12 protein-coding genes are annotated in these 12,725 nt (G+C 70.1%); 9 read left to right on the forward strand and 3 right to left on the reverse strand.

Annotation, left to right across the window (positions count from 1 at the left end):
- Window positions 1-34 precede the first annotated feature (34 nt).
- From LXM64_RS03865 to LXM64_RS03880, 4 genes are all read left to right on the forward strand, one after another.
- A complete protein-coding gene (locus LXM64_RS03865; RefSeq protein ID WP_234074703.1) occupies window positions 35-1,000 on the forward strand; it encodes an ArsR/SmtB family transcription factor in 966 nt (321 codons plus the stop codon).
- Between the two features lie 81 nt (window positions 1,001-1,081).
- Window positions 1,082-1,606: a YbhB/YbcL family Raf kinase inhibitor-like protein gene (locus LXM64_RS03870; protein ID WP_234074704.1), complete on the forward strand. Its 525-nt coding sequence runs from the start codon at window positions 1,082-1,084 to the stop codon at window positions 1,604-1,606.
- A 3-nt stretch (window positions 1,607-1,609) separates the two neighbouring features.
- Entirely contained in the window at window positions 1,610-1,942 is a 333-nt protein-coding gene (locus tag LXM64_RS03875) for a hypothetical protein (RefSeq protein WP_234074705.1), read from the forward strand.
- The gene (locus LXM64_RS03880; RefSeq protein ID WP_234074706.1) at window positions 1,935-2,174 is read left to right on the forward strand and encodes a hypothetical protein; all 240 of its coding nucleotides are present in this window, start codon (window positions 1,935-1,937) and stop codon (window positions 2,172-2,174) included. Before LXM64_RS03875 ends, LXM64_RS03880 begins: the two co-directional genes overlap by 8 nt.
- Window positions 2,175-2,204: 30 nt before the next feature.
- Here the strand turns inward: LXM64_RS03880 and LXM64_RS03885 are convergent, their stop codons facing one another.
- Window positions 2,205-3,404 carry a pyridoxal phosphate-dependent aminotransferase gene (locus LXM64_RS03885; protein ID WP_234074707.1) on the reverse strand — a complete coding sequence of 400 codons (1,200 nt, stop codon included), beginning with the start codon at window positions 3,402-3,404 and terminating at the stop codon, window positions 2,205-2,207.
- A 73-nt stretch (window positions 3,405-3,477) separates the two neighbouring features.
- On the opposite strand from LXM64_RS03885, the gene LXM64_RS03890 reads away from it, so the two are divergent.
- Both LXM64_RS03890 and LXM64_RS03895 read left to right on the forward strand, forming a co-directional pair.
- The gene (locus tag LXM64_RS03890; RefSeq protein WP_267955123.1) at window positions 3,478-4,269 is read left to right on the forward strand and encodes a coenzyme F420-0:L-glutamate ligase; all 792 of its coding nucleotides are present in this window, start codon (window positions 3,478-3,480) and stop codon (window positions 4,267-4,269) included.
- Window positions 4,270-4,401: 132 nt separating this feature from the next.
- Complete coding sequence (locus LXM64_RS03895) at window positions 4,402-5,409, forward strand: hypothetical protein (protein ID WP_234074708.1); 1,008 nt, start codon at window positions 4,402-4,404, stop codon at window positions 5,407-5,409.
- Window positions 5,410-5,584: 175 nt separating this feature from the next.
- On the opposite strand, the gene aceB is transcribed toward LXM64_RS03895, so the two are convergent.
- On the reverse strand, window positions 5,585-7,279 hold the full coding sequence (gene aceB, locus LXM64_RS03900) for a malate synthase A (protein ID WP_234074709.1): 1,695 nt from the start codon (window positions 7,277-7,279) through the stop codon (window positions 5,585-5,587).
- Between the two features lie 39 nt (window positions 7,280-7,318).
- Window positions 7,319-8,635, reverse strand: coding sequence for an isocitrate lyase (gene aceA / locus LXM64_RS03905; RefSeq protein ID WP_234074710.1), 1,317 nt, complete (start codon window positions 8,633-8,635; stop codon window positions 7,319-7,321).
- Between the two features lie 136 nt (window positions 8,636-8,771).
- Between aceA and LXM64_RS03910 the strand changes: the two genes are divergently transcribed.
- The 3 genes from LXM64_RS03910 to LXM64_RS03920 all read left to right on the forward strand — a co-directional run bounded on the left by LXM64_RS03910 (window position 8,772) and on the right by LXM64_RS03920 (window position 12,675).
- Window positions 8,772-10,229: a helix-turn-helix transcriptional regulator gene (locus LXM64_RS03910; RefSeq protein ID WP_234074711.1), complete on the forward strand. Its 1,458-nt coding sequence runs from the start codon at window positions 8,772-8,774 to the stop codon at window positions 10,227-10,229.
- 201 nt (window positions 10,230-10,430) lie between these two features.
- Window positions 10,431-12,011 (forward strand): glucoamylase family protein, encoded by a 1,581-nt coding sequence (locus LXM64_RS03915; protein ID WP_234074712.1) that lies wholly within the window; start codon window positions 10,431-10,433, stop codon window positions 12,009-12,011.
- Between the two features lie 13 nt (window positions 12,012-12,024).
- Window positions 12,025-12,675, forward strand: a complete 651-nt coding sequence (locus LXM64_RS03920; protein ID WP_234074713.1) for a TetR/AcrR family transcriptional regulator — start codon at window positions 12,025-12,027, stop codon at window positions 12,673-12,675.
- Window positions 12,676-12,725: the final 50 nt, after the last annotated feature.

Here is a 12,725-nt window from a genome sequence, read left to right on the forward strand (position 1 = left end):
TCGTTCGGATGCAATCGATGTAGATTATGGCTTCATGATTCGGTACGAGATGGAGGCCGCGGATGTGTCCGCCATCCGCTTCGGCGTCTCGCCGCTGTCCGAGCTCGGCCTGGCGCTGCGCGCCCTGTACGAGCCGGAATGGTTCCCGCTCCAGCGCCCGTGGGTGCAGCGGATCGCCGGGGTGCGGTCACTGCTCGACGAGGAGATGCTGCTCGCGCTCGTCAACGACAGGCGGTGGGTCGCGGACTTCGTGAACCCGCGTCCGTCCTCGCCGCTGACGTCGCTGGAGGACGAACTCGCCGACCTCGGCCGGATCAGCCGGTCGCATCTGCACGCGGACCTCGAGAAGGTGCACGGGAGCGTGCCCCGTGTCTTCCGCGGACGTCACGACGTCGTCGTCGCACGCCTGCAGCGCGCGCTCGCGACGGCGTGGGATCTCTGCTTCGCACCGCACTGGGCGCGCATGCACGCCGTCATGCAGGCCGACATCGCCTATCGCGGACGCATCGCCGCCCAGGCGGGCATCGGAGCCGTGCTGAACGGGCTCTCGGATGCGGTGCGCTACGACGGCCGGCACCTGGACGTCAGGCTGTGGAACCCGGCTGTGCGTCATCGTCCCGTTCTCGGCGATGGCCTGACGCTCGTGCCGTCGATCTTCACGGCGCGCGTGTCGACCCCGATCGACGACGATCTGCCGCCGACCGTGATGTACCCCGCCCGCGGTCAGGGCGCGATGTGGTCCACCGCGGTCGGCCCGGACGCCGCGGCCGTCACCGACCTGCTCGGCCGCACGCGCGCGGTGCTGCTGACCGAGCTCGGCGAGCCCGCATCCTCGACCGACCTGGCACTGCGACTCGGGGTGTCGACCTCCGCGGTCAACCAGCACCTGCGGGTGATGGCGCGCGCGGGTCTGCTCAACCGCGCCCGCTACGGCCGCGCCGTGCTGTACTACCGCAGCGCCGCCGGCGACGCCCTCTGCGCCGAGCCCTCCCACGCGTAGTCCGCGGCGGGTCTGGTCGCCGGGATACGGGAGTCCGCAACTCCCTGTCCGCTCACACGCCCCGTGCGTAGGCTCGGTGCCATGACCGATCTCACCCGTCCCCAGACGCCGGACCCGTATCCGCTGCTTCCCGCGGTGGCCGCGTTCACCGTCACCAGCGACGATGTCACCGACGGCGCACCGCTGAAGGACGACCAGGTCGCCGCCCTCGGCAACACCTCGCCGCAGCTTTCGTGGTCAGGCGCTCCCGAGGGGACGCAGTCCTACGTCGTCACCTGCTTCGACCCCGACGCCCCGACTCCCAGCGGCTTCTGGCACTGGGTGCTCGTCGACGTGCCCGCATCCGTCACGTCGCTCGACACCGCAGCCGCCGCGGCCGAGCTTCCCGCAGGAGCCTTCCACGTGCGCAACGACGGCGGACAGGCCGGCTTCATGGGCGCCGCGCCGCCCGAGGGCGACCAGGTGCACCGGTACTTCTTCGTCGTGCACGCCGTATCCGAGCCGACGCTCGGAGTGGATGCGGACGCCTCACCCGCCGTGGTCTCGTTCAACCTCGCGTTCAAGACCCTCGGCCGCGCGATCATCCACGGCACGTACCAGCACTGACGCATGGAGATGAGCGACGTGCTGGGGTGGGGGACCGTCGTCCTCGTGCTGAGCATCCCGCTGGTCTTCGTGCTCGTGAGCATCTCCACCCACCGCCGCCAGCGATCGGACGGCGCGGAGGCGGGCTCGTCGGGCGGACTGCTCGGATTCGACGAGCTCTTCCACCCGTCCGCGCACGAGGCGCGGCTCGTGTGGGAGGCGGAGCAGGAGATCCCGATCCCCGCTCCCACGCCCGACAAGGGTCACGGTGTGATCGAGGGCGGCTCCCGGATCACGATCGAGGTGCCGGGAGTCTCCTCCGGAGCATCGCGCCCGGCGGAAACGACGCATGGCTGACGATCTCTGGAGGCAGCTGAGCGCCCTCGCCGAACGGCTGCGGGGCGAGGGGCTGCTCGGCTGGGCCGATGAGCTCAACGACATCACGCGGCACGCGAGCACGGGCTCGGAGGCGCTCATGGGTGCCCGGTGGGTGCTCACGCGACTGATCTCCGCCGAGGCTGAGACGACCGCATCCAGCCGAGAGACCGCTCGTGGTCTGATCGCCGAGCTCACGGATGCCCTCGGGTGAAGCTGAGGACGCTCTGCCGCGGGCTCCGCGTCAGGCGAACAGACGCTGCAGGCGCTGAACGCCCTCGAGCAGGGCCTCGTCACCCAGCGCATATGAGAGGCGCAGGTAGCCGGACGGTCCGAACGCCTCGCCGGGAACGACGGCGACCTCTGCCTTCTCGAGGATGAGGTCGGCGAGCTCCAGCGTCGTCGTCGGGGTGACGCCCTCCCATTCGCGGCCGAGCAGTCCTCGGACATCGGGGTAGACGTAGAACGCGCCGAGCGGGTTCGGGACCGTGACACCGTCGATCTTCGACAGTTCGTCGACGATGAGGCGGCGGCGGCGGTCGAACGCGACCCGCATCGTCTCGGCTTCGTCCTGCGGGCCCGTGAGGGCCGCGAGGGCGGCGCGCTGCGCGATGTTGTTCACGTTGCTCGTCAGGTGCGACTGCAGGTTTCCGGCGACCTTGATCGCGTCGGCGGGGCCCACCATCCAGCCCACGCGCCAGCCGGTCATCGCGTACGTCTTCGCGACGCCGTTGACGAGAATGGTCTGGCCGGCGAGCTCCGGAACCGCCTCGACGATCGACACGGCGCGGGCGCCCTCGTAGACGAGGTTCTGATAGATCTCGTCGGTGACCACCCAGATGCCGTGCGCGAGGGCCCACTCGCCGATCGCGCGCGTCTCCTCGGGGGTGTAGACGCTGCCGGTGGGGTTGGAGGGGGAGACGAACACCAGGACGGTCGTGCGTTCGGTGCGCGCGGCCTCGAGCTGGTCGACGGTGACCTTGTAGTCCTGGTCGGCGCCGGCGAACACCTCGACGGGCACGCCGTCGGCGAGGCGGATGGTCTCGGGGTACGTCGTCCAGTACGGCGCCGGCAGCAGAACCTCGTCGCCCGGGTTCACGACGGCCTGGAACGCCTGGTAGACCGACTGCTTGCCGCCGTTGGTCACGATGATCTGCGAGGGCGAGACCTCGAGGCCGGAGTCGCGGAGCGTCTTGGCGGCGATCGCCTCGCGCAGCGCGGGAAGACCCACGGCGGGCGTGTAACGGAAGTTCGCCGGGTCCTTCAGCGCCTCTGCGGCCGCATCCACGATGAACTGCGGCGTCGGGAAGTCGGGCTCGCCGGCGGCATAGGAGATGACGGGGCGCCCTGCTGCCTGCAGCGCCTTCGCCTTCGCATCGACCTTGAGGGTCGCGGATTCGGCGATGGCGGAGAGTTTGCGGGAGACGGGAGCGCGTTCGGTCACCCTCCGAGCCTAGCGGGGGAGCGCCCGCCGCAGCAGGGCCGAAGGCCCCCGTCGGGTGTGGAAACATGATCGGGTGAGCGCACCCCGCATGCAGGTCTGGGCCCTCGACGGCATCGCCGAGGTGGCCGCAGGCGACGATCTCGCCGCCATCATCGGCGACGCCCTGGCAGCGGATGGGGAGGGTGTCCTCGACGGCGACATCCTCGTCGTGACCTCCAAGATCGTGTCGAAGGCGGAGGGGCGGCAGCTGGCCGCATCCGATCGCGAGGACGCGATCACGGCGGAGACCGCGCGGGTCGTCGCGGTTCGCGGCACCACCCGGATCGTGGAGAACCGGCTCGGCGTCGTGGGAGCCGCAGCAGGCGTCGACGCCTCCAACACTCCCGAGGGGACGATCCTGCTGCTGCCGGTCGATCCGGATGCGTCGGCTCGCGCGCTGTGTGCTGTGCTGCGGGAGCGCTTCGGGGTGCGACTGGGCATCGTCGTCAGCGACACCCTGGGGCGCGCATGGCGCATCGGACAGACCGACATCGCGATCGGAGCGGCGGGGATGCGGGTCGTCGACGACTTGCGCGGCGGGACCGACGCGCAGGGGAGGCCCCTCGTGGTGACGGTGCCCGTCGTCGCCGACGAGATCGCCTCGGCGGGCGACCTCGTCAAGGGCAAGGCGACCGGGCGTCCCGTGGCGGTGGTGCGCGGGTTGTCGCGTTACGTCACCGACGAGGTCGACACCCCCGGCGCACGCACCCTGCCCCGCACCGGCGAGCACGACATGTTCCGCCTCGGCACCGACGAGGCGATCGCGATGGGGCGCCAGGTCGGATACGCCGACGGGTTCGAGGCCGGGCGCGCGTCGCGCGACTGAGCCCGAACTCCTGCAGAACGGGCGGTCGACGCCGGGTGGTCGGCTGCTCGGGGCGATCCTGCAGGAGTCCGGTGCGCGGATCGTTAGCGCTTCGTTGTGCGGGGCCTCGTGCCGCATCCGTAGCGTGGAGGGATGCGGAAGACGGGGGCCTTCATCGCGGTGCTGCTGGCGGCGGTGCTCACGGGGTGCGCGGGTGCGCTGCCGTTCGTGTCGGGCGAGCCGCGCGGCGACGCGGTGCCGATCGACGAGCTGCGCTGCGGCGACGGGTTCGGCGGAGTGGATCCGGATGTGGTCGCAGGCGCCGTACCCGACGGCTTCGAGCCCGTGGCGCTCCACCGCTGCGACGGGTTCACGACCCAGACCGACGCCGAGGGCGTCTGGGCCGGCTCCCGCGTCGAACGGTTCGAGGGCGATCTGAGCGAGCTGCTCGCGGCCCTCGCCGAGCCGAATGCGGCTGCGGCTTTCGCCTGCCCGGCATCGATGTGGATCGGTCCGGAGCTGTGGCTGGAGGGCGCCGACGGCCGATTCATCCGGGTGCCGTATCCGTCGGACGGCTGCGCGCAGCCGCGACTCGACGTCCTGGAGCGCATCGAGGCCGCCGTGTCACGGCTCAGCCTCGTCGATGAGCGGTTCGAGCGCGGCAGCCTCATCGAGTCCGCCGAGGCGACGGCCGCGGGCTGCGCATCGAGCGCGGGCATGCTGGTACTCGCGGAGACGCTGCCCGGCGTGGACATCGACCACGATCGGGTCCTTCCGGAGGGCGGCGTGACGGCCGTCCCCGTGCCGCTGCCCCCGCTACCTTCCGCCGACGAGGTGACGGGGATGCGGGTCTGTCGATACGCCCCGGCGCCGCTCCCCGCCGACGGGGCCGTGGTGAGCATTCAGGGAGTGCTCCCGTACGCGGGTGTCGACGACCTCGATCGGGAGCGGGCCACGCGAGCGCTCGCCCTCATCGGCGAGGCGAGTCCCGCGGGCGCGTGCGAAGCGGAGGCCACATCCACGGTGGTCCTGCATCCGCTGCCGATGACACCGGGAGGCCCGACAGCGACCGTGGAACTCGACGGGTGCGGGCGTCTCGTGGGTCCGGATCTGCGGGCCACTGCCGCTCCGGACGAGCTGCTCGCCCTCCTCGCCCCCTGACGTCCCTGGCGCCCCGCGAGCGGTGCGGGTGCCGTCGACGCCCGAACTCCGGCAGATTTCCCGGCTCCTCGGCACCAAGCGGTGGTTCGGTCGTCTTTTGCAGGAGTTCGGGCGCCAGCACAGGGCATCCCCGGCCGTCCCGCGAAGAGCGGACCGACCGGGGATCCCGGAGTGATCAGCGTTCGACGAGGAACCGCGAGTACGCGCCGAGCGTCAGGAACGACGGGAACTCGGCACCCAGGGCGACGTCGCGGAACACGTCGGCCGCGTCGTCGAACCGGTCGCCGTCACGCCGCTCCACCTCGCCGAGCACCTGCGCGATCAGCTCCTCGACGTACTCGCGGGTGATGCGGGTGCCGTCCTCGGTCGAGCGGTCCTGGTGGATCCACTGCCACACCTGCGAGCGGCTGATCTCGGCGGTGGCCGCATCCTCCATCAGGTTGTCGATCGCGACGGCACCGAGTCCGCGCAGCCACGCCTCCATGTAGCGGATGGCGACCGAGACGTTGCCGTGCACCCCCGCCGCCGTGATGGGGCGGCCGATGTGCACGTCGATGAGCTGGGCTGCGGTCACCTCGACGTCGTCGCGCTGTCGGTCCAGCTGGTTCGGCCGGTCGCCGAGCACGGCGTCGAACTCCGCGCGCGCCACGGGGATCAGGTCCGGATGCGCGACCCACGTGCCGTCGAAGCCGTCGCCGGCCTCGCGCTTCTTGTCGGCCGCGACCTTCTCGAACGCCCGCTCGGTGACCTCGGGGTCACGGCGATTCGGGATGAAGGCGCTCATGCCGCCGATGGCGAAGGCTCCGCGCTTGTGGCACGTCTTCACGAGCAGCTCGGTGTACGCCCGCATGAACGGCACCGTCATCGTGACCTCGCTGCGGTCGGGGAGCACGAAACGCGCCCCGCGGCCGCGGTAGTTCTTGATGATCGAGAAGATGTAGTCCCAGCGTCCGGCGTTGAGCCCCGCGCAGTGGTCGCGCAGCTCGTACAGGATCTCCTCCATCTCGAACGCGGCGGGCAGCGTCTCGATCAGCACCGTCGCCCGGATCGTGCCGTGTGCGAGACCCAGCCGTCGCTCGGTGAAGCTGAAGACGTCGTCCCACAGCTTCGCCTCTTCGCTCGACTCGAGCTTCGCGATGTAGAAGTAGGGGCCTGCGCCGTTCTCGATCAGCCGGTGCGCGTTGTGGAACGCGTAGAGGCCGAAGTCCACGAGCGAACCGGATGCGGCGAGCGTGCGGCCAGAGCGGTCGGTGAACCCGAGGTGCTCCTCGACGAGGTGCCAGCCGCGCGGGCGCATCACGATCGTGGGCGTCTCGGTGGCCGTGACCTCGTAGCGCTTGCCCTCGACGCTCGTGAACGACAGCTGTCCGCGGATGGCGTCGAACAGCGACAGCTGCCCCTCGATCACGTTGCGCCAGGTCGGGCTCGTGGCATCCTCCTGGTCGGCCAGCCACACCTTCGCGCCGGAGTTGAGGGCGTTGATCGTCATCTTCGGATCGGTCGGTCCGGTGATCTCCACCCGGCGGTCCTCGAGTCCGGGGCCGGCGCCGGCGACGCGCCACGAGGCGTCGTCGCGGATGCGGGCGGTGTCATCGCGGAAACGGGGGTCGTGCCCGTTCCCGATCTCGTAGCGGCGCCGCATCCGGTCCGCGAGCCGGTCGTGCCGGCGCCCGGCGAAGCGGTCGTGCAGTTCGGCCAGGAAGTCGAGGGCTTCGGAGGTGAGGATCTCGTCGTACCGTTCGCGGAGCGGGCCGCGGACCTCGATGGCGGGGGCGTGCGGTCCGGTGGCGATCGGGCCGGTGCCGGGGTGGCGTTCGTCGCCGCGGATGCGGGTGCTCTCGGGCGCGAGGCCCGTGGCGGTGGGGGTCATTGCACTGCCTTTCGAAGGCGGGAGGAAACGGAAGAAGGGTCAGTGGAACTGGGCGGTCTCGGTGGAGCCGGCCAGTGCCAGGGTCGCGCTGTCGGGGTTGAGCGCGGTCGAGACGTGGTCGAAGTAGCCCGTGCCCGCCTCGCGCTGGTGGCGGGTGGCGGTGTAACCGCGCGCCTCTGCGGCGAACTCGGCCTCCTGCAGCTCGACGTAGGCGCTCATGGCGCGCTCCGCATAGCCTGCGGCGAGGTCGAACATGGCGTAGTTGACGGCGTGGAATCCGGCCAGGGTGATGAACTGGAACTTGTAGCCGAGGTCCGCGAGGTCCTGCTGGAACGTCGCGATCTGCTCGTCGCTCAGGTGCCGCTTCCAGTTGAAGCTGGGCGAGCAGTTGTAGGCGAGGAGCTTGCCGGGGTAGCGCTCGTGGATGGCCGCGGCGAACGCGCGGGCGAGCTCGATGTCGGGCTCACCGGTCTCGACCCAGATGAGGTCGGCGTACGGCGCGAAGGCGAGGCCGCGGCTGATGACCGCGTCGATGCCGGGACGCACCCGGTAGAAGCCTTCGGAGGTGCGCTCGCCGGTGGTGAACTCCTGGTCGCGCGGATCGACGTCGCTCGTGAGGAGGTCTGCGGCGAGGGCATCGGTGCGGGCGATGATGACCGTCGGCACGCCCGCCACATCCGCCGCCAGACGCGCGGCGTTGAGGGTGCGGATGTGCTGCTGCGTGGGCACGAGCACCTTGCCGCCGAGGTGACCGCACTTCTTCTCGCTCGCGAGCTGATCCTCCCAGTGGATGCCGGCGGCGCCGGCGGAGATGAGCGACTGCGCGAGCTCGTAGGCGTTCAGCGGGCCGCCGAAGCCGGCCTCGGCGTCGGCGACGATGGGGGCGAGCCAGTCCTGCGTGATCTCGCCCTCGGCGTGCTCGATCTGATCCTGGCGGATGAGGGCGTTGTTGATGCGGCGCACGACAGCGGGCACCGAGTTGGCGGGGTAGAGGCTCTGATCGGGGTAGGTCTGACCGGCGAGGTTGCCGTCGGCGGCGACCTGCCAGCCCGACAGATAGATCGCCTTCAGGCCCGCGCGCACCTGCTGCACGGCCTGTCCGCCGGTGTAGGCGCCGAGCGCGCGGATGTAGTCCTCCGTGTGCAGCAGGTTCCAGAGGTTCTCCGCACCGCGGCGGGCGAGCGTGTTCTCCTCGCGCACCGAGCCGCGCAGGCGAATGACGTCCTCGGCCGAGTAGGTGCGCTCGACGCCGTCCCAGCGGGGATCCGTGTTCCAGATCTCCTGCAGCTCGGTGGCGGTCTGCGTCATGTCACCCGCGCGCAGCGGGCCCTGGGCGAAGGGGGCGGTGCTGGTCATGTCGGTCTCCTGTGATCTGAGGGACAGTCGTCGTCCCGAGGCGTGTGACCACTTTGGGTGAAGATCTCGATCCGAAACCGAGGTTCTCGGGGAGAAGATTGCTCGTTCTTCTGTTCTTGTGACACAATCCCGATCCATGACGATCGAAGAAGATCCGATGACCGACGACGCCGACGCCCTGACGATCGGGCGCCGCATCCGCCAACTGCGCACGGCGCAGGGCATGACGCTCGACGCGCTCGCCGCCGCGGTGGATCGTGCACCCAGCCAGCTGTCCATGATCGAGAACGGCAAGCGCGAGCCGCGTCTCACACTGCTGCGAGCCATCGCGAAAGCGCTCGGGACGACGGTCGACGCGCTGCTGGAGGCGGAGCCGCTCGACGAGCGCGCCGCCATGGAGATCGCGCTGCAGCGGGCGATGAAGGGCCAGACGTTCCAGGCACTCGGCATCGACGCATTCCGCATCGGCAAGGCAGTGCCCGATGAGGCGCTGCGGGCGATGCTGGCTCTGCACGGCGAGATCGATCGACTGCGCGACGAACGCTCCGCGACGCCCGAGGAGGCGCGGCGTGCGAACGTCGAGCTGCGTGATCTCATGCGCGAGCAGAACAACTACTTCGCCGACCTCGAGACCGAAGCGCGGGCGATCCTGGATGCGGTGGCGCACCCCGGCGGCCCGCTCACGCAGCGATCCGCCAGCGACATCGCCGCGCACCTGGGATTCACGCTGCACTACGTGCCCGATCTGCCGCAGACTACCCGCAGCGTCGCCGACCTCAAACACGGGCGTCTCTACCTTTCGAGCCGGGTCGCCGCGAAGGGCGATGCGCGCACGGCGGTGCTGCAGGCGCTGTCCAGCCGCATCCTCGGGCACCGGGAGCCCACGAGCTACGCCGAGTTCCTGCGTCAGCGGGTCGAGACCAACTACCTCACGGGCGCCCTGCTCGTGCCCGAATCCCATGTCGTCCCCGTGCTCACCGACGCCAAGGCCGACAGGGCGATCTCGATCGAGGACCTGCGCGACCTCTACTCGGTCTCCTATGAGACCGCCGCCCACCGCTTCACGAACCTCGCCACGGTGCACCTCGGCATCCCGGTGCATTTCCTCAAGGTGCACGAGTCGGGCACCATCACGAAGGCGTACGAGAACGACGAGGTGAACTTCCCGGCCGATCGGCTGGGCGCGATCGAGGGGCAGATGTGCTGCCGGCGGTGGACGAGCCGCGTGGTCTTCGACGTCGACGACCGCTTCAACCCCTACTACCAGTACACCGACACGGGCAACGGAACGTACTGGTGCACCGCCCGCGTCGAGTATTCGAGCGAGGGGGCGCACTCGGTCAGCGTCGGCGTGCGCTTCGAGGACACGAAGTGGTTCCTGGGGCGTGACACCGCCAACCGCGGAGTCTCACGACACTCGGTCGAGGTGTGCTGCCGCCGCGCACCGGCCGAGCTGGAGAGCGCCTGGCGGGAGAACTCCTGGCCGAACGTCCGCACGCCCCGCACTCTGCTCGCGACCCTGCCCACCGGAGCCTTCCCCGGCGTCGACACCACCGAGGTCTACGAGTTCCTCGAGGCGCACTCGCCGGGCTGAGTGCGTGGATCCCTTCCGTCGAGTGAGCATCCGTTCGCCGAGTGAGCATGCAATGGGGTGCTCTCTCGGCGAACGGATGCTCGTTCGGCGGATGCTGCGCCCTGTGCCGGACGGCGGACCTTGAATGAAAACCGATCACGTGTAAGGGTTTGGGGACACACGGTTCCCCCCCCGGAGCCGCTTTCGATGAGGAGAGCGACGATGAGAAAGACGACCCGCTTCGTGCTGGCCACCGCATCCGCTGCGGTGCTGGCGATGACGACCGCGGCGCCCGCGATAGCGGATGCGGTGCCCGCAGGCCACGGTCACGGGCACGGCCACGACCACAGCGAGACCCGCACGTTGGAGCGCTACGCGGCCGACACCTGGGCATCGCTGGTCGCGATGACCGATCCGGGCACCGGCTTGCCGTCGGACAACATCGACGGCGCGCTGCAGGCGGCGGGCGCCTACACCTCGCCGACGAACATCGGCGGCTACCTGTGGTCGACGGTGACCGCCCGCGACATCGGGCTGATCGATCGGCGGGAGGCCCGCGAGCGGATGCGGGCGACCCTCGACACGCTCGATCGGCTGGAGCGCAACGTCGGCAGCGGCATGTTCTACAACTGGTACGACCCGGCGACCGGCGCCAAACTGACGACCTGGCCCGACTCCGGCGACCCGGTCGAGCCGTTCCTGTCCACGGTCGACAACGGCTGGCTCGCCGCATCCCTGCGCATCGTGCGCGAGGCGGATCCGAGTCTGGCCCGCCAGGCGGATGCCCTGTACCGGTCGATGGACTTCGGCGCCTTCTTCGACCCGGCGGGCGCGGCAGGGCTGCCGGCCGGCACGAACCGCGGCGGGTTCTGGGACTCCCCGCCCACGGGCTGCAGCGTCGAAGCGCCCATGTACAACGGCTCGGGTGAGACCGCGTACTACACGTGTCATCACTACGACACGACGGTGAGCGAGAGCCGCATCGCGACCTATCTGGGCATCGCGAACGGGCAGATCCCGCCGACGGCGCTGTACGGCACGCATCGCACGATGCCGCCGGGTTGCGACTGGGCCTGGCAGGAGCAGCTGCCCACCGGCACCACGCGCACCTACTCGGGTTTCGACGTCTGGGAAGGCGTCTATTCCTACGACGGCATGAGCTTCGTGCCCAGCTGGGGCGGCAGCATGTTCGAGGCGCTCATGCCGGATCTGCTGATCCCCGAGACCGAGTGGGGGCAGAACTCGTGGGCGCTGAACCATCCGATCACGGTCGCGGTGCAGGAGCGGCACGGGGACGACGCCGGCTACGGCTACTGGGGCTTCTCGCCCGCCAGTGATCCGTTCGGCGGCTACGCCGAGTACGGCGTCGAGCTCGCGGGGATGCGCTCGGACGGCTACACCTCCGATCGCGAGAAGACCGACGTCGACGTCGACCGACCAGGCTGCTCGGTGGGCACCAACCCCGACCCGCAGTTCGGTGACGGCGTGGTGACCCCGCACGCGAGCTTCCTCGCGCTGCCCTACGATCGCGAGGGCGCCCTCGAGAACCTCTCGCGCATCGAGGACGACCTCGGCGCGTACGGTCCCGGCGGCTTCTACGACGCGGTCGCGGTGCACAGCGGCACGATCGCCGAGCGCTATCTCTCGCTGGACCAGTCGATGATCATGGCCGCCATCGGCAACGAGCTGACCGGCGACAGCCTCAAGGACTACGTCGTGGACCGCGGCATGGAGAACAGGCTCCGCCCCGCGATGCAGGCGCAGGTGTTCAGCTCGAGCTGGGGCGATTCGGACGGTCGATGACGAGAGGGATGCGGTGAGCACACCCGATGAGCCGAACGGGGGGGAGGAGGCGGCGCAGGATGCTGCCTCCTCCCGCCCCCGCGGCAGGCGCGGCAGCTACGCGAAGGGGCTCGCGCGTCGCCAGCAGATCGTCGAGGAGGCCCTCGTCGTGTTCGCCCGCAGTGGGTTCGACGCGGGGTCCCTGCGGGCGATCGCCCGGGGCGTGGGGATGACCCCGGCGGGTCTGCTGCATCACTTCTCGAGCAAGGAGGAGCTCTTCGTCGAGGTTCTCCGCCAGCGCGACGAGCGCATCCGAGCGGCGGTCGGCGACCCCGCGGAGCACAGACTCATCGAACAGAGCGCGGATGTGGTCGCCTACAACCAGAGCGCTCCGCGCGGCCTCTCCGCGCTGTACACGACGGTGGCCGCGGATGCGATCGATCGCGCCCATCCCGCGCACGAGGAGTTCGTCGACCGCTACCGCGCCTCCGCCGCATCCGCCGAGCGCATCATCGCAGCGGGGCAAGCCGCAGGGGAGATTCGCGCCGACGTCGACCCCGCGCGCGCCGGCCGGCTGATCAGCGCCGTGATGGATGGTCTTCAGCAGCAGTTCCTCCTCGACGATGAGGTCGACATGATCGCTCTCTTCGACGAGTTCGTGCGCGGCTATCTCCGTCCGCTCTGAGGCCCCCATCGACGCGTCCGTCGATGGGGGTTGCAACAATTTAAGCGCTT

Origin of the sequence: Microbacterium binotii (genome assembly GCF_021398715.1) — a bacterium.
Classification (GTDB): Bacteria; Actinomycetota; Actinomycetes; order Actinomycetales; family Microbacteriaceae; genus Microbacterium; species Microbacterium binotii_A.

Bases quoted from the DNA above. Each gene is read 5' to 3' on its own strand.
- LXM64_RS03865 (WP_234074703.1), top strand. From the start codon at position 35: ATGATTCGGTACGAGATGGAGGCCGCGGATGTGTCCGCCATCCGCTTC.
- LXM64_RS03870 (WP_234074704.1), top strand. From the start codon at position 1,082: ATGACCGATCTCACCCGTCCCCAGACGCCGGACCCGTATCCGCTGCTT.
- LXM64_RS03875 (WP_234074705.1), top strand. From the start codon at position 1,610: ATGGAGATGAGCGACGTGCTGGGGTGGGGGACCGTCGTCCTCGTGCTG.
- LXM64_RS03880 (WP_234074706.1), top strand. From the start codon at position 1,935: ATGGCTGACGATCTCTGGAGGCAGCTGAGCGCCCTCGCCGAACGGCTG.
- LXM64_RS03895 (WP_234074708.1), top strand. From the start codon at position 4,402: ATGCGGAAGACGGGGGCCTTCATCGCGGTGCTGCTGGCGGCGGTGCTC.
- aceB (WP_234074709.1), bottom strand. From the start codon at position 7,279: ATGACCCCCACCGCCACGGGCCTCGCGCCCGAGAGCACCCGCATCCGC.
- aceA (WP_234074710.1), bottom strand. From the start codon at position 8,635: ATGACCAGCACCGCCCCCTTCGCCCAGGGCCCGCTGCGCGCGGGTGAC.
- LXM64_RS03910 (WP_234074711.1), top strand. From the start codon at position 8,772: ATGACGATCGAAGAAGATCCGATGACCGACGACGCCGACGCCCTGACG.
- LXM64_RS03915 (WP_234074712.1), top strand. From the start codon at position 10,431: ATGAGAAAGACGACCCGCTTCGTGCTGGCCACCGCATCCGCTGCGGTG.